The organism is Bacillus sp. z50 (assembly GCF_058313585.1).
Genome location: NZ_JBZFQL010000008.1, coordinates 53291 through 69447, shown reverse-complemented (window position 1 = coordinate 69447; position 16157 = coordinate 53291). Strand labels below are relative to the sequence as shown.

Genomic DNA, 16157 nt, shown 5'->3' with positions numbered 1-16157 from the left:
TGTAATTTAGTATGCTCACAATTGAGCAATATCTGTTAGATTTTAGAAGATTATAATAAGGATGGGAACATAGCATTCTTATAAGAGAAATAATGTGTAAATAAGGAATTTTTTCACTAAATATGCTCAAAGATGAGCAAACTTTAATGGATTAAGGAGGAAAACAAATGAGTATGAGAGAACCAGCACTCCAACAGGAGGAACAAGTTGAATCTAATTCAGTAAGACCATTCGGATTACGAGATAAAGTCGGTTATTTGCTGGGTGATTTTGGAAACGACTTCTTTTTCTTGCTTGCCAGCACATTCTTAATGGTATTTTATACAGATATTTTCCATATTAATGCTGCAACAGTCGGGGTATTATTTATGGTTGCCCGACTTTGGGATGCATTTGCTGATGTGGCTTGGGGCCGATTCATTGATACAAGACCAGCGACGAAACATGGAAAGTATAAACCATGGGTTCTGCGCATGTCTTTCCCACTAGTATTCACAGGTGTTTTAATGTTCACGACAATACCTGGTATGTCTGATGGTTTCTACCTGGCATGGGCATTTGTGACTTACATTGTATGGGGTACATTGTATGCGACTGTTAGTATTCCATATGGATCAATGGCATCCGTTATGACAGCTGATTCTGTAGAACGTACTTCATTATCAACATGGCGTACAGTAGGGGCAAGCTTAGCAGGTTTAATTATCAATGTTTTGGGACCAGTGATTGTGTTTGTAGACAATAAAATTGATGCAAACCGTATGTTCATGGCTGCGGCTGTGTTTGGCGTTTTGGCAATTGCATGTTATTTCGGTTGTTATAAACTCTCTACAGAACGTATCGTGGCACCGACAAAAGAAGTGGAAAAAGGTGCTTTCCTTCGCTCCATGAAAAGCTTAATGACTAATAAACCATTTGTTTGGGTCTTGTCAGCTTCGCTTATAGCTATGTTAGTACAATACCTACTAACTACTGTTAATATTTATTTGTTTAAAGATTATTTCGGAGATGCATCTGCTTTAAGTTTGATTGGGGCAATACAAATGGTATCTATGTTTTTATGTCTTCCATTAGTAAAGCCGTTAGTTGCGAAATTTGGTAAAAAAGAAACAGCTTTAATCGGTATGTCAATTACTACTATTGTCTATACACTATTATTTTTCTTAAAAGGTCTGTCAGCAATTCAATTTGTGGCCTTTGCGGCAGTGGGTACATTTAGTATGTATCTCTATAACTTTGTGACTTGGGCCTTCATTACTGACGTTACGGATTACCATGAATATAAAACTTCAATGAGAGAAGATGCGACCGTTTACTCTGTCATTGCAATGGCAAGAAAAGTAGGTCTTGCTTTAGCTGGCGGTATCGGCGGTGCTGCAATTGCCGCTGTTGGTTATGATGCAACACGTGGAACACAAACACAAGAAGTGCTAGATGGAATCTATGCGTTAGGTACAATCGTACCAGCCATTCTTTATGGTCTAGTTGTTTTAGTCTTGTTTATGTATCCATTAAATAAAAAGAAAACAGCTCAACTTGCTGAAGATTTAGCAGCGAAAAGAGCAAACAATTAATCAGTTGAATCATCTAGGATAAAAGATTGGACCGAATTATTCCATTCGGTCCAATCTTAAATATTTTTATTGCGGAGGATCCAATAATGATAGAGTTAAAGGAAAGAGCGGTAACGGTAGATTTAAAAGCAAAACCTTTTAATTTAACAGATGAAGCTATTAAATGGGTTGAAGAAACCATTGCTAATATGACAATTGAGGAGAAAATCGGTCAGTTATTCGTAAACATGGGTGCTAGCCGTGATGAAGAGTACTTAAAAGGAGTATTAGATAGCTACCATATCGGTGCGGTTCGTTACAACCCGGCTACAGCTGAGCAAGTATACGATCAAAATAAAATCTTACAAGAAAATAGTAAAATACCTTTATTAATCGCTGCAAACACGGAGAACGGCGGAAATGGCGCTTGTATAGATGGCACATATGTAGCAAACCAAGTTAAAATTGGTGCTACAAATGATCCTAAGTATGCTTATGAATTGGGTAGAGTATCTGGTGAAGAAGCAGCTGCTATCGGATGTAACTGGAGTTTTGCACCAGTTGTTGATATCGACATGAACTGGAGAAACCCAGTAATCTCTACTCGTTGCTATTCCAATAAAGCAGAGCAAGTTTTAGAATACTCTTTAGAATATATGAGAGGAATTATGGAAAGTGGTGTAGCTCCGGCTGCTAAGCACTTCCCAGGGGATGGTGTAGATGAAAGGGACCATCACTTATCATTTGCTCCAAACACATTAACAGTAGAAGAGTGGGATAACACATTCGGAAAAGTTTATGGAGGATTAATAGAAGCTGGACTACCGTCTATCATGACAGGACATATGGCTTTACCGGAATATGTACGTCATTTCAAACCAGATGCGACTATTGAAGAGTTAGCAACACCAGCAAGTTTAAGTAATATCGTATTACAAAATCTATTAAGAGATAAATTAAACTTCAATGGTGTAATCGTATCTGATGCTTCCCATATGGTAGCTATGACATCTGCTATGAAGCGGAAAGACATGCTTCCTACAGCAATAGCTGCTGGTTGTGATTTATTCTTATTCTTCAATGACCCAGAAGAAGACTTCAAGTGGATGATGGAAGGATATGAAAAAGGAATTATCACTGAACAAAGACTTGAAGAAGCATTAACTCGTATTTTAGGATTGAAAGCTTCTTTAGGATTGCATGCAAAAGCTAAGACTGAAATTTTACAGCCAAAAGAAGTAGCAATGGCTAAAATGAGAACAGAAAAAAATATGGCTATTGCACCGGAAATTTCAGATAAAGCGATCACATTAGTGAAGAATAAACAGGAATTATTACCAATCAATCCAGAAAAGAATAAGAAGGTTTTACTTGTTGAAGTAAAAGGACCAGAATCCGCATATGGTAAGTTAATGGCTGCTATGACAGCTGGTAAGAAGAAACCAATCGAATTAATGAAGGAACTGCTTGAGAAAGCAGGATTCGAAGTTGAAATCTACGAATCACCAATCGATAAGCTGATGAAACTTCCTCCACAAGAAATGATGGGTGCAATCATGAACGTATACGCTCAAAAACGCCCAATTGCTGAACTGACAAATAATTATGATTTAATCATCAACATAGCAGATGTAGCACCGACTACAGACCAACGTATACAATGGGCTCCTCTGAAGGGAACTCCAGATATACCGTTCTATGTAAATGAAGTACCGACTATCTTTATTTCTTTACAATGCCCGTTCCACTTGGCAGATGTACCGCAAATTAAGACATATATTAATGCATATGATAGTCATGATCATACGGTGACTGCGATCGTTGATAAATTATTGGGACGTTCAGAATTCAAAGGTGTAAGCCCTGTTGATGCATTCTGTGGATTTATCGATGCACAACTTTAATTAGAATTTTTTATAAAAATTCGTTGATTGTGCGATTTAAATCATAATCTTTAAATAAGAAGGTAGTTAGAGCGAGGTTAACTTAACTGAACTTAACTATCTTCTTTACTTTTTATAAAGAGTGAATAGTGTACTAGTAGAGAGGAGTGATAATGAAATATGGTAAAAATGGTATCCAGATTATCTGGTGAGAACAATAATAGCTATGCATACAGAGCCATAAAAGAAGGAATCGTATCATTGAATTTACTGCCTGGACAATTATTGAGTTTGGGAGAACTAACAGAGGCTCTTAACGTCTCAAGTACACCTATTAAAATTGCTATATGGAAGCTTCAGCAGGAACACCTCGTAGATGTAATCCCCCAAGTAGGATCCTATGTTTCAAGAATCAATTTGGAATTAGTTGAGGAAGCAGCATATATGTGGTTCGACTTAGAAAAAGAATACTTGAAATCAGCTTGTCATTCTTTTTCTAAAGAACATATGAATCAGTTGAAGATGAATCTTATTCTTCAAGAGACGCTGTTGGGTCAAAAGGACATAATGAATCAAAAAGAGCTGGCCAGGAAATTTAATGAGTTGGATGATCAGTTTCATTCGATTATCTTTCATGCACATCATAGAACTAATACATGGAAAGCAATTTCTCATATGACGCTGGATTATCACCGAATGATTAGCTTTAGCCAACATCCTTTTGAACAAATGATTGCCGAACACAAAGAAATTATTTCCATAATCGAAAATAAAGAGATAGAAAGAGTAGAAAGAGCTCTTGAAAAACATATATTTAAACCAATAGATGATTGGAGAAATGTATATAAAGAGGAAGTATGTTAGAAAAGTGTTAGTGAAATGAGAAAGAAAGCATTACACAACTGAAAAAGCCTCAAAACAAAGATATCCAAATATAAATGGATGATATATCGATTTAATCATGTTGAAGCTACCCAAAAGTTTCGAAAGGTTAATCTAACCAATAAAAAGAGTTGCCAGAAGAATATTTCCTGACGGTAACTCTTTTTATATTTGATGGGTTTTCCAACATGCTTAGATTATACAATCAAGTCTATGTTTCAATGTCTAACCTTTAACGGGATTGTGTAAAATAAATATTTCCTATATCAATATAATTTTAGGTCTCAATACGTATTAGCAAAATAAATCAAAAAACTTAAAAAAGTAAGCACTTTCATGTAATGAATTTTATTTATTGATATACTAGTATAATAAGTAGGTGTTCTAAAGAATGCCCTTTAAGAACGCTGACTTCCGGGAGTGTGAAAAGTAGTGAATAAATGGGCAAAGGATATTTATCAACCTAAAGTTTTAGATGGATCTATTTTGGCTTCTTATCGTCTTCAAGGATTAAATACAGATGTGACTGGATTTAATCAATTTGAAACACACGGTACATATGAGATTTATGTCTTTGAAGAGGGGCAGTGTAATTATTTTATTCATAATAAAATGTATGACTTACGACCAGGAGATATCATTCTTTTGGACAGATTTACTTTACATAAGACAAATACTGTTTCTCCTGATACCTATGTAAGGAGTACCATTCATTTTTCACCAGCTTGGTTAGGGAGGTTATTTCCTGTTTTGGGCATGCCAAATCTTTTGGACCCTTTTCAAAAGCTGAATAACTGTATTTTGCGAACTGGATTTGATGCTTCGGGTAAATATGTTGCAGAGAAAATTAAATGGTTCGCAAAGCAACTGGAGATAATCGATCAGGAGTTTCAATCTACAGGTAAAATAAATTCGATATTAGAAACAGAACTGAAAATAGAATTTCTCCAACTATTGATGAAGATTTATAAAATGAGCCAATGTTCACAGCTGCACGTCGAACAAAAGAAGACAGAAAAGAAACAGCATGCTGAGAATATTCTCTCATGGATTAATCAGCACTATTGCGAAAAAATCAGCTTAGAACGTATTGCAAAAGAGTTTAATCTAAATAAATACTATGTATCCCATGTCTTTAAAGAGGTTACTGGCTATACGGTCATGGAATATGTAATGGAATGCAGACTGATTCAGGTAAAGTATTTATTGGAAATGAAGCTTGATCAATCACTGGAAGACATATTCCGCTCGACGGGTTTTGGAAGTGCCGCCCACTTCAGTCGCTTTTTTAAAGAGAGAATTGGGATGACACCAACTAGTTATCGGAAAATGAAAGGAAGACAAACTTTTGGTTAATTATGCTCAGTACTGAGCAATCTAAATTTTCTATATCAAAAAAGTTAGAAAACAACACTCATACCAATTTATAAGTAACTTTGATTGAATATGCTCAATATTGAGCAAATGTAAGGCTGTTCCGTTCATAAGAGTAAACACCCTTCTATCTTAAGAAAAAGAAGGTATATGTTTAGTTAATTATGCTCAATACTGAGCAAATTATATTTGTTGGATAGATTAAGGAGGATAACTAAATGAGCATGAGAGAACCAGTACTCCAGCAGGAGGAACAACTTAACTCTAGTACGGTAAGACCATTCGGCTTACGAGATAAAGTAGGCTATTTACTAGGTGACTTTGGAAACGATTTCTTTTTCTTATTAACTAGTACATTTTTAATGGTATTTTATACAGATATTTTCCATATTAGTGCTGCAACAGTAGGGGTATTATTTATGGTCGCTCGACTATGGGACGCATTTGCTGATGTAGCTTGGGGACGTTTTATTGATACACGACCAACAACAAAAAATGGAAAGTTTAAGCCTTGGATATTACGTATGTCATTCCCATTAGTATTTACAGGTGTTTTAATGTTCACAACCATTCCTGGAATGTCAGATGGATTCTATCTAGCATGGGCATTTGTGACATATATTGTTTGGGGTACATTATACAGTACAGTTAATATTCCTTATGGATCAATGGCTTCTGTTATTACAGCTGATCCAGTTGAAAGAACAACATTGTCTACATGGCGTACAGTAGGTGCTAGCTTAGCAGGTCTTATTATTAATGTTCTTGGACCAATGATTGTATTTATTGATAACAAAATTAGTGCAGATCGCATGTTCATGACAGCTTGTATCTTCGGTGTGTTAGCAATTGCTTGTTATATTGGTTGCTACAAACTTTCAACAGAACGTATTGAGGCACCAGCAAAAGAAGTGAAGAAGGGTGATTTCCTGCGTTCTTTGAAAAGTTTAGTGAAAAATAAACCATTCCTATGGGTACTAACAGCATCACTCATGACTATGTTAACATCTTTTATTGTTATGGCAGTTAATACGTACTTGTTCAAAGATTATTTCGGTAATGCAGCAGCGCTAAGTATAATTGGACTTGTTCAAATGGCGTCAATGTTCATTACAGTTCCATTAGTTAAGCCACTAGTTGCAAAGTTTGGTAAAAAGGAAATCTCAATTGTCGGAATGGCATTTGCAAGTGTTATATACATTGCGCTATTCTTCTTAAAAGGTATTGAAACAATGCCGTTTATCGCTATTGTAGCACTAGCTATGATGGGCATGAGTTTCTATAGTTTTATTACTTATGCATTCATTTCAGATGTTATTGACTATCATGAATACCTAACATCATTACGAGAAGATGCAACGGTTTATTCTATTGTTTCTATGTCTAGAAAAATAGGACAAGCAGTAGCTGGTGGTATCGGTGGGGTGGCAATCGCCGCTGTTGGTTATAATGCTACATTAGGTACGCAACCACAAGAAGTATTAGATGGTATTTACATGCTAGGTACATTAGTGCCAGGTGTATTATACGGAATCATTGCAGTCGTTTTATTCATGTATCCTTTAAACAAGCAAAAAACAATTGAATTAAGTAAAGAATTAGAAGCAAAACGTAATGCAAATAGTTAATGAATTGAAGAATTAAGGTTGAATTATTGGCTCTAATAATTGGTATGAATAATCATTAGAGCCAATTCTAGATATTTTACGGTGGAGGATTTAGTTAATGATCGACTTAAAGGAAAAAACAATGATGGTAGATTTAAAAGCAAAACCGTTTAATTTAACAGATAAAGATATTAAATGGGTAGAAGATACAATTGCAGAGATGACAATCGAGGAAAAAATCGGTCAGTTATTCGTAAACATGGGAGCCAGCCGTGATGAAGAGTACTTAAAAGGAATGTTAGATACTTATCATATCGGTGCCGTTCGTTACAATCCAGCTACAGCTGAACAAGTATATGACCAAAATAAAATCTTACAAGAAAATAGTAAGGTTCCTCTATTAATAGCTGCAAATACAGAGTGCGGTGGAAATGGTGCTTGTATAGATGGTACATATGTAGGTCATCAGGTAAAAATAGGTGCTACAAATGATCCTAAGTATGCTTATGAAATGGGGAGAGTATCCGGAGAGGAAGCTGCTGCTATCGGGTGTAACTGGAGCTTTGCACCAGTTGTTGATATCGATATGAACTGGAGAAACCCAGTAATATCTACTCGTTGCTACTCCAATAAAGCAGAGCAAGTTTTAGAATACTCTTTAGAATATATGAGAGGAATAATGGAAAGTGGTATAGCTCCAGCTGCTAAGCACTTCCCTGGAGATGGCGTAGATGAAAGGGATCATCACTTATCATTTGCTCCAAACACGTTAACAGTAGAAGAGTGGGATAATACATTCGGAAAAGTATATGGAGGATTAATAGAAGCGGGATTACCTTCTATCATGTCAGGGCACATCGCTTTACCGGAATATGTACGTCACTTTAAACCAGATGCAACGATTGAAGAGTTAGCAACGCCATCAAGTTTAAGTAATATCGTCTTACAAAATCTATTAAGAGATAAATTGAACTTTAATGGTGTAATCGTAACGGATGCTTCTCACATGGTAGCGATGACATCTGCTATGAAGCGCAGTGAGATGTTACCTACAGCTATAGCTGCTGGCTGTGACTTATTCTTATTCTTCAATGACCCGGAGGAAGACTTCAACTGGATGATGGAAGGCTATAAAAAAGGAATCATCACTGAAGAAAGACTTGAAGAGGCATTAACTCGTATATTAGGATTGAAAGCATCTTTAGGATTACACACAAAAGCTAAAACTGAAATTTTACAGCCAAAAGAAGAAGCCATGGCTAAAATCGGAACAGAAGCAAATAAGGCTGTTGCACCAGAAATATCAGATAAAGCGATCACATTAGTGAAGAATAAGCAGGAATTATTACCAATCAATCCAGAAAAGAATAAGAGGGTTTTACTTGTTGATGTAAAAGGACCAGAATCTGCTTATGGTAAAATCATGGCTGCTATGTCGGTTGGTAAGAAAAAGCCAATCGAATTAATGAAGGAATTACTTGAAAAAGCAGGTTTTGAAGTTGAAATATATGAATCTGCAATAGATAAGATATTAAAACTTCCACCACAAGAAATGTTAGGTGCAGTCATGAACGTATATGCTCAAAAACGTCCAATATCTGATTTAACAAGTAATTATGATTTAATCATAAACATAGCAGACGTACCACCAAGCACAGATCAGCGTATTCAATGGAATCCTTCAAAGGGAACTCCAGATATACCGTTCTATGTAAATGAAGTACCGACAATATTTATATCTTTACAATGTCCATTCCATTTAGCAGATGTACCGCAAGTTAAGACATACATAAATGCCTATGATAGTCATGAACATACATTATCTGCAATAGTTGATAAATTGTTAGGACGTTCAGAATTTAAAGGTGTAAGCCCTGTCGATGCATTTTGTGGATTTATCGATACAAGAATTTAATGAAGTGTTTATATAAATAATAGGTTTTTAGATTATGTAATTTAAATCATCATTTCATTTCTGCCGTAGGTAAGAAGATAGTTAGACGGAATTTAACTATCTTCTTTACTTAAATAAGCTTTGAACAGAGACTAGCAGTGTTTTCTCTAATAGGAGTGAGACTAAGTATGATGAAAATGTTATCAAGGTTACCAGGTGAGAATAATAATAACTACTCGTATAGAGCAATTAAAGAAGGGATATTATCATTAGAATTACTGCCTGGACAGTTATTGAGTGTTGGAGAACTGACTGAGGTATTAAAAGTATCAAGTACGCCTATAAAAAGTGCGTTATGGAAACTTCATCAAGAGCATCTTGTAGATGTTATTCCACAAGTTGGGTCATATGTTTCAAGAATAAATTTGGAATTGGTTGAAGAAGCATCGTTTATGTGGTTTGACTTAGAAAAGAAATATTTAAAATCAGCATGTAATTATTTTTCTGAAGAGAATGTTGATCAGTTAAGGAGAAATCTTGATCTTCAAGAAATGCTGTTGATTCAACAAAACATACTGAGTCCAAAAAAGATGACTAGACAATTTAATGAATTAGATGATAGCTTTCATTCCATTATCTTCCGAGGTCATCATAGGGATAATACTTGGAAAGCAATTTCACGTATGAATATGGATTATCACCGAATGATTAACTTTAGCCAACATCATTTTGAACAGATGATTGCTGAACATAGAAATATACTTTCTATAATTGAGAATAAAGAGATGGAACGAGTGGAAGATACTCTTAAAAAACATATATTCAAACCACTAGATTATTGGAGAAGGTATAAAGAAGAAATCTGCGAGAAGAATGAGCGCAAAATATTCATGGCTACAACATGAGCTTACGTTAACGTAATAAAAATTAAAAAGAAGCCTCTCAAAAGCTACGCACTTTTAAGAGACTTCTTTTTAAGTTATTAACATAAAAATGTCGATTTTAATTTTTATAATATTAAAGAGTCTTTAGTGTCTTTAATGCACGATGAATTATTAATCAGTAAGATCTACAACAACTTTAATCGTTTCATTGGCAGCGATAGCTGTTTCAAAAGCCTTTGAAAGGTCGTCTAATTTATAGACTTGCGTTACCATTGTTGCGATTGGTGTTTTTTTCTTCTCAATATGATCGACGACACGTACGATATCTTCATGTGTATACCCACTTGCACCAATAATTTTTACTTCTTTACTCATAATATCCGAGAAACTTACTGGTACGTCTTGTTTGTACACGGCAACAATGGCAAAACGAGCATCAGGTTTTGCCATTTTGAATGCTTGTTCAAATAATGGAGGAGCACCGGCAGCATCAATAAAAGCATCCACATTTGGAAGTGGAAAACCATAGTATTCAGCTGTGCCGAAATATTCAACAAGTGTTGTGGCTAGATCCTGTTTAGTGGTATTGATTGTTTTCGCACCTAATTCTTGAGCTTTAGCTAAACGCCAATCATTGATATCTACTACAACCACATCTTTAATACCTTCTCCGATCAAGCCGGCAGCAGCTGATAATCCGATCGGACCGGCACCAAGTACTACGATATGTTCACCTGGTTTAGGGTTAGTTGAGAAAGCACCATGAAAACCAACGCTCATAGGCTCCATTAATGCCGCTTCTTCAGGTGTTACTTCATCTGAGAAAGTGTATAAGTTATGATTTAAGGCTGCATCTTCGATGACCACAAATTGAGAAAATCCGCCTGCTTCACAAGAAAGTGCCTTACCAACTCGTTTAGCGGTAATCGGATTCACCCCAACGCGCATTCCAACTTGAATGTCCTTTACCTCTGAACCAACCTCTGCGACTTCACCGAAAAATTCATGCCCAAATTCTTTTTCATAACGGATGCCCATATTTCCGGCACCAGCTTTTACAATATTTATATCTGTACCGCAAATACCACAACGCAATGTACGCAATAATACATCCTTCGGTCCGATTGTTGGCATTGGTAACTCTTCAACTCGTACATCATTTAAGCCATGATAAACTCCTGCTTTCATCTCATTCACCCCAATTTTTATAAGTATACTTAATTTTATGACAATTAATATACCAGAGCAATTTGGAACCATTTATATGAACAATAAAAATGTTACTAATCTCCCAAAGACATTTATTATAGGTGGTAATATATGTATATAGTATTTGAAATCTATATATCTGTAATTTCTATTAATTATTGACAAGTAATCAGTATTGCTATTGGTATTGTTTGTAAACGGATTCATCTCAAAATTATTAATGAGACCGACAGACTCTCCGAAACCTGAGTAACTGAAAGAAACTTTATTTTAAAAAATTAAAACCGGAAACGGAATAGCCTCGTCAATATTTAGGAAGGGGGAGAAATAGTGGATGAAATAACAATGGAACGCCTCGTTATTGAGGAAAAGGAGATCATCATCGACGAACTGATGGACCAATATGGGCAAGAAATTTTACAACTCTCCTATTCTTATGTGAAGAATCGTGAACTTGCTGAGGACCTTACCCAAGATATCTTTGTAAAATGCTATCAATCCCTTCATACATATAAGGGGAAATCAAAAATTAGGACATGGTTGTGGAGAATAGCTATTAATCATTGCAAGGATTATTTGAAAAGCTGGTACAAAAACCATGTCTTCCTCTCAAGTGATGAATACATTTATTCTGGTGAAAGTGGGCATAGCACTGAACAAGCGGTTATTCGGCAAGATGAAGAAGAACGTCTGGTGCATTCTGTTATGCATCTGCCGATTAAATATCGGGAAGTCATCTATCTTCATTATTTTGAGGAGATGCCCATTCGTGAAATGGCGCAGGTACTATATATTAATAACAATACAGTGAAAACGAGACTCCGCAGGGCGAAGACACTTTTAAAGGATAGTTGGGAGGGATATAGCGAATGGAAGAACGGTTGAAGGGTCTTAAAAAGGCTATGAAGGAAACTTGCATGCGGGAGCTAGATTTCTCAGAAACTATGAAAAAGCGCATTCATAAGTCCATCGCAAAAGAATCATTCAGCGAGCAGGATATGTTCATTAACCTCCTCCAGCTTCTTTTAAAGGAAAGGACAGGCTTTGAATTAACAAGGCTTCTTGCAGTAAGAGGCATAAGAAAGTATGAGGACCAGGAAGGTTCTATATATGCGTTTTTGCATGAACAGGAGCTAGCGGGAATCATTACGGCTTCATGGGGATCATCAGGAGAAAAAAAGTATCAGCTGACCGACAAGGGGAGACGTGCGCTTGAAAAGTCTGATGAACGAGTATGGCTAGCTAGTCTTACCTTGAGAGGACAGGCGGAGAGGTGATCAGAATGGTCAATGATAGAGAACGCTTTTTGGGAGAAGTTATCGGGCAAATTCGCTCAAAGGAAGCGAAGGTAAGTGTTGAAAAAGAATTGAATTATCATCTTAAGGAAGCAAAGGAATATTGGCTGGGGAAAGGGCTGTCGGCTACGGAGGCACAGGAGAAGGCGATTAAGCAAATGGGAGATCCGTATAAGCTTGGTGAGAAGATGAACAAGCTATACCGACCGAAAGTGGATTGGCTGCTTCTTTCCCTGTTAGCAGCAGTGATGATGCTTGGATTTCTCCCGATTTTATCAATGGATTCGTCACAAGTGGAAATACAGGATTCATTTATGCGGAATAGAGTGATTTTTGGTCTGCTAGGCATAGCGCTGGCAATTGGGATTATGTACTTTGACTATCGGAAGCTGCAAAGATGGGGTTGGGCCTTTTATCTGGTTGGTGTAGCTATACTCTATGGGTTACGGCTAATTCCGTCTTATACAATCAATGGGGAACCTTATTTTGGTATACCAATGCTTGGTTCATTCAATTGTTGGATTGCATTGCCGTTCTTTTTCCTGGCTTGGGCTCAATTTTTTCAGAATAAGAAATTGAAAGTTTGGCAGCTTTTTCTTTTGTTTATCTACTCCTTTTATCTTTTCTTAATGGTTCCAGACCTAGCAATCTCATTTATCTATGGAATGACAGTTTTGATTATGTTATGGTGGAGCCATTTAAGTAAGAAAACTGCATTATTTATAACCGCAAGTACGATTACAGCATTCATAATTGGGTTGGTAGCCGTTTTGCCTTCTTTAAAAGGTTATCAGAATGAGCGGATAGCAGCCTATATAAATCCCGAGAAGTATGCAGATGGTTCAGGGTATATGTATGTGCAACTAAGGGAGCTGATGACCGAAGCAAAATGGTATGGAAGCTCTGCTGGCCAGGGTAATGTTCTTCCAGGAACATATTCCGATTATGCATTGGCGGGTCTGACCTCTCATTTCGGGTATGTTGTCACCGTGGCAGTTCTGATTATTCTCCTATTATTTGTGATTCGAATGGGGTATATTGCGATAGGAGCACGCAATAGATATGGAAAGTTACTTGTTATCGGAGCTCTGGCCCTGTTTTCTTTACAATTTTTCTATAATATTGCGATGATATTCGGGTTTGTCCCGATTATGACAATCTACTTACCGTTTATCAGCTATGGCTGGATGTCGACGATTTTGAATGCGTTTTTAATAGGAATTGTACTTAGTGTTTACAGGCGTAAGCATTATGGTGTAATGACAGAAAGAGAGTGCGAGGTCAATTAGGCCTAGCATCCTTTTTAAGCGAGGTTCGGACCAAACCAATTAACATCATCTTCCATAGGCAGAAAATAAGAGTGGGAAATCACGAAAAGGATTTCAGGCTATATTAACGGACAAATCATCGCGGTTAATGGCGGACGCAATATGCTTAGAGGATAATGATATGATCCCATCTGTTAAACACAGGTGGGATTTTTATGTTAAGGTTAACTTATCCCTCATTATAGTGGGATTTTGGAGCAATGAGCTAATAGGAGTGTTTAATCATGCAACATTTGCAGTTCGAAAAATCGTGGGATAAAGCGTTATCTGCCCAAGACCGAAGCTATATAGAAAAAGTATTTGTAGAGACAAAGCATTTAAACGGCAAAGGTGTAATTTTCTCTCCTATCCGAGAAGCCATCAACCATAAAGATGCACTGCTTGTGACCGTATTGGTTCATAACTTTACAGACCACCCGCTTACATTTAATCACACAAGATTACGATACAAAATTCAGGGAGAGATTATTGCGGAAAATGAATTTACCTTACCTAATCTTGTGATTCCAAATGAAGTGAGTATGCCATGGACATTTATATTTCCAAAAGAAAGCTACACAACACAGATACCTATTAAGAATGGACGATTAGAGACAGTGTGATTTTCAACAGAGAAAAATTCCAAAATCAGTTGAATAAAATTATATCAAAAATAGTAAAAGGTTTTTTAATATAAATAAAGTTTCTGTAAAATCCAAACATAGAATGGTAATATAAAACGGCTTGATTCAAGTAGGAATCATCAAGCCGTTTTTATTATCAGGAAGATTTAGCATGAAGAATGACGAGGAATTTTCCATCCTGGACTTCATTAGAGTAACGTTGAGCGTTCTCTTCAGAAAGTCCGATATTCATAAGAGAGTTCAATAATCCGCCTTCACTGGATCGAGCTCCAACTAGTGCACCGCCGAGCATAGTTAAAACAGGACCTGCAGCTAAAATTGCTCCCAAACCTGGGACCAATACAGCAGGTAATCCTGCGAGTGCGCCGGCAATGCCGAGTGCCCCTCCGGTAGCAGCTCCCGCAATAGCTCCATCCATAGTAGACGTTTTTACTTCCTGCGACATCTTGGATAAATCATTTGCCTGGTTAGCAATCACAGATATTTCAACAGTAGTATAGCCTTCCTTTTTAAACTCCTCAATAGCATCTGCTGCTTGTTGTTCGTTCTCATATACGTGAATCACATAATCTCCCATTCTATACCTCCCAATTTCATTAATATGGGTTATTTACCCGTTTTAATATCTTTAGACACTTTTTCCTGGGTGTGCTGGATAGATCGTAGATTTTGATTAAATTAGAGAGGTCTATTTGTTAAATAAAAGGATTCGAACCAGACAACTATTCATAAACAAAGCTTTTTAGCTCGTTCATTATGTAAAATTAAATTATTTAATTCTCAATAAAACAATGAATAATCGAGTAATTTAAAGGTTTCATATTATTTATCAACCAAAATGGTTATTTTTAACTATTTTTTGCTTTTTTCAGAAGAATTTGAGGTTTCAACACTCTTTACAACTGGAAAATACCGGAGTAGTATTACTCTCATAATTAAATCATTCTTAATCGCTGAATCTTTAAAGAGCGGGGGAACCACTTTTGTGACTCTTGTCACTTGGGGTGAATCCTTAATCAAGGTAGGGCTACTCTTTTGGCCCGAATCCGACAGCTAACCTCGTAAGCGTTAAGGGAGAGGATGGTGTAACTGGGGAGTCGAAGAAGTTATTTCGACCACAGGGTAGACCTCTGTGGTCTTTTTTGAACTTTAATAATTTAATACGTTAATATCTTAAATCGCTGAGTCTTTTTAAAGAGCGGGGGAACCACTTTTGTGACTCTTGTCACTTGGGGTGAATCCTTAACAAGGTAGGGCTAATCTTTTGGCCCGAATCCGACAGCTAACCTCGTAAGCGTTAAGAGAGAAGGTATTACCTTTGGTTAAAGTCCACTGTGTAATACAGAGGGCTTTTTTGTGCTTTTTGAATGGTAAAATTTAACAAAAACAAGGAGGAACCAACCAAATGTTACGTATGAGTTATCTGGATATTAAGCTGCTCGAGGAAAAAGCAAAAATTGAGGATGAGAATGCAAGAAGAGCTAGTTCAATCGTTTACCAGAATAACCAGATGAATAGTTCATTTTATCCGAATGGTTTCTCTAAAGTTAGATAAAAGGGGCAATAAGGGTTGTCCTTTCTATCATTCGATTAACATATATGGGATATAGAAAGGACAGCTTTAT

General features: G+C 36.5%; 14 protein-coding genes and 2 riboswitches. Of the genes, 12 read left to right on the top strand and 2 right to left on the bottom strand.

Annotated elements, in window-relative coordinates; genetic code table 11:
- Window positions 1–167 precede the first annotated feature (167 nt).
- The 7 genes from AC4G3N_RS17670 to AC4G3N_RS17640 all read left to right on the top strand — a co-directional run bounded on the left by AC4G3N_RS17670 (window position 168) and on the right by AC4G3N_RS17640 (window position 10098).
- Window positions 168–1574, top strand: a complete 1407-nt coding sequence (locus AC4G3N_RS17670) for an MFS transporter (RefSeq protein WP_308810556.1) — start codon at window positions 168–170, stop codon at window positions 1572–1574.
- Between the two features lie 86 nt (window positions 1575–1660).
- Window positions 1661–3457: a glycoside hydrolase family 3 protein gene (locus tag AC4G3N_RS17665; protein WP_066109952.1), complete on the top strand. Its 1797-nt coding sequence runs from the start codon at window positions 1661–1663 to the stop codon at window positions 3455–3457.
- A 159-nt stretch (window positions 3458–3616) separates the two neighbouring features.
- Complete coding sequence (locus tag AC4G3N_RS17660) at window positions 3617–4300, top strand: GntR family transcriptional regulator (protein WP_066109948.1); 684 nt, start codon at window positions 3617–3619, stop codon at window positions 4298–4300.
- 450 nt (window positions 4301–4750) lie between these two features.
- On the top strand, window positions 4751–5674 hold the full coding sequence (locus tag AC4G3N_RS17655) for an AraC family transcriptional regulator (RefSeq protein ID WP_491090859.1): 924 nt from the start codon (window positions 4751–4753) through the stop codon (window positions 5672–5674).
- Window positions 5675–5910: 236 nt separating this feature from the next.
- On the top strand, window positions 5911–7320 hold the full coding sequence (locus AC4G3N_RS17650; RefSeq protein WP_066109943.1) for an MFS transporter: 1410 nt from the start codon (window positions 5911–5913) through the stop codon (window positions 7318–7320).
- 97 nt (window positions 7321–7417) lie between these two features.
- Window positions 7418–9214 carry a glycoside hydrolase family 3 protein gene (locus AC4G3N_RS17645; protein ID WP_222861907.1) on the top strand — a complete coding sequence of 599 codons (1797 nt, stop codon included), beginning with the start codon at window positions 7418–7420 and terminating at the stop codon, window positions 9212–9214.
- Between the two features lie 167 nt (window positions 9215–9381).
- Entirely contained in the window at window positions 9382–10098 is a 717-nt protein-coding gene (locus AC4G3N_RS17640; protein WP_148631259.1) for a GntR family transcriptional regulator, read from the top strand.
- A 150-nt stretch (window positions 10099–10248) separates the two neighbouring features.
- Here AC4G3N_RS17640 and AC4G3N_RS17635 read toward each other — a convergent pair whose 3' ends face one another.
- Window positions 10249–11265, bottom strand: coding sequence for a zinc-dependent alcohol dehydrogenase (locus tag AC4G3N_RS17635; protein WP_148631262.1), 1017 nt, complete (start codon window positions 11263–11265; stop codon window positions 10249–10251).
- A gap of 351 nt (window positions 11266–11616) precedes the next feature.
- Between AC4G3N_RS17635 and AC4G3N_RS17630 the strand changes: the two genes are divergently transcribed.
- The 4 genes from AC4G3N_RS17630 to AC4G3N_RS17615 all read left to right on the top strand — a co-directional run bounded on the left by AC4G3N_RS17630 (window position 11617) and on the right by AC4G3N_RS17615 (window position 14511).
- Entirely contained in the window at window positions 11617–12171 is a 555-nt protein-coding gene (locus tag AC4G3N_RS17630; protein WP_148631264.1) for a sigma-70 family RNA polymerase sigma factor, read from the top strand.
- Window positions 12156–12563: a PadR family transcriptional regulator gene (locus AC4G3N_RS17625; RefSeq protein WP_140462264.1), complete on the top strand. Its 408-nt coding sequence runs from the start codon at window positions 12156–12158 to the stop codon at window positions 12561–12563. The genes AC4G3N_RS17630 and AC4G3N_RS17625 overlap by 16 nt, the downstream gene beginning before the upstream one ends.
- Window positions 12564–12568: 5 nt before the next feature.
- Complete coding sequence (locus tag AC4G3N_RS17620; protein ID WP_140462265.1) at window positions 12569–13870, top strand: FtsW/RodA/SpoVE family cell cycle protein; 1302 nt, start codon at window positions 12569–12571, stop codon at window positions 13868–13870.
- A 263-nt stretch (window positions 13871–14133) separates the two neighbouring features.
- The gene (locus AC4G3N_RS17615; protein ID WP_491090854.1) at window positions 14134–14511 is read left to right on the top strand and encodes an SLAP domain-containing protein; all 378 of its coding nucleotides are present in this window, start codon (window positions 14134–14136) and stop codon (window positions 14509–14511) included.
- Between the two features lie 157 nt (window positions 14512–14668).
- On the opposite strand, the gene AC4G3N_RS17610 is transcribed toward AC4G3N_RS17615, so the two are convergent.
- Window positions 14669–15109, bottom strand: a complete 441-nt coding sequence (locus AC4G3N_RS17610) for a general stress protein (protein WP_491090852.1) — start codon at window positions 15107–15109, stop codon at window positions 14669–14671.
- A gap of 364 nt (window positions 15110–15473) precedes the next feature.
- A riboswitch (cyclic di-AMP (ydaO/yuaA leader) is annotated at window positions 15474–15616 on the top strand.
- Window positions 15617–15701: 85 nt separating this feature from the next.
- Window positions 15702–15843, top strand: a riboswitch (cyclic di-AMP (ydaO/yuaA leader).
- A 94-nt stretch (window positions 15844–15937) separates the two neighbouring features.
- Here AC4G3N_RS17610 and AC4G3N_RS17605 point away from each other — a divergent pair.
- Window positions 15938–16087 carry a hypothetical protein gene (locus AC4G3N_RS17605; protein WP_490996820.1) on the top strand — a complete coding sequence of 50 codons (150 nt, stop codon included), beginning with the start codon at window positions 15938–15940 and terminating at the stop codon, window positions 16085–16087.
- Window positions 16088–16157: the final 70 nt, after the last annotated feature.

Excerpts from the sequence above, each read along its gene's own strand:
- AC4G3N_RS17620 (WP_140462265.1), top strand. The coding sequence starts at position 12,569 with ATGGTCAATGATAGAGAACGCTTTTTGGGAGAAGTTATCGGGCAAATT.
- AC4G3N_RS17665 (WP_066109952.1), top strand. The coding sequence starts at position 1,661 with ATGATAGAGTTAAAGGAAAGAGCGGTAACGGTAGATTTAAAAGCAAAA.
- AC4G3N_RS17640 (WP_148631259.1), top strand. The coding sequence starts at position 9,382 with ATGATGAAAATGTTATCAAGGTTACCAGGTGAGAATAATAATAACTAC.
- AC4G3N_RS17635 (WP_148631262.1), bottom strand. The coding sequence starts at position 11,265 with ATGAAAGCAGGAGTTTATCATGGCTTAAATGATGTACGAGTTGAAGAG.
- AC4G3N_RS17610 (WP_491090852.1), bottom strand. The coding sequence starts at position 15,109 with ATGGGAGATTATGTGATTCACGTATATGAGAACGAACAACAAGCAGCA.
- AC4G3N_RS17650 (WP_066109943.1), top strand. The coding sequence starts at position 5,911 with ATGAGCATGAGAGAACCAGTACTCCAGCAGGAGGAACAACTTAACTCT.
- AC4G3N_RS17660 (WP_066109948.1), top strand. The coding sequence starts at position 3,617 with ATGGTAAAAATGGTATCCAGATTATCTGGTGAGAACAATAATAGCTAT.
- AC4G3N_RS17645 (WP_222861907.1), top strand. The coding sequence starts at position 7,418 with ATGATCGACTTAAAGGAAAAAACAATGATGGTAGATTTAAAAGCAAAA.
- AC4G3N_RS17670 (WP_308810556.1), top strand. The coding sequence starts at position 168 with ATGAGTATGAGAGAACCAGCACTCCAACAGGAGGAACAAGTTGAATCT.
- AC4G3N_RS17615 (WP_491090854.1), top strand. The coding sequence starts at position 14,134 with ATGCAACATTTGCAGTTCGAAAAATCGTGGGATAAAGCGTTATCTGCC.
- AC4G3N_RS17625 (WP_140462264.1), top strand. The coding sequence starts at position 12,156 with ATGGAAGAACGGTTGAAGGGTCTTAAAAAGGCTATGAAGGAAACTTGC.
- AC4G3N_RS17605 (WP_490996820.1), top strand. The coding sequence starts at position 15,938 with ATGTTACGTATGAGTTATCTGGATATTAAGCTGCTCGAGGAAAAAGCA.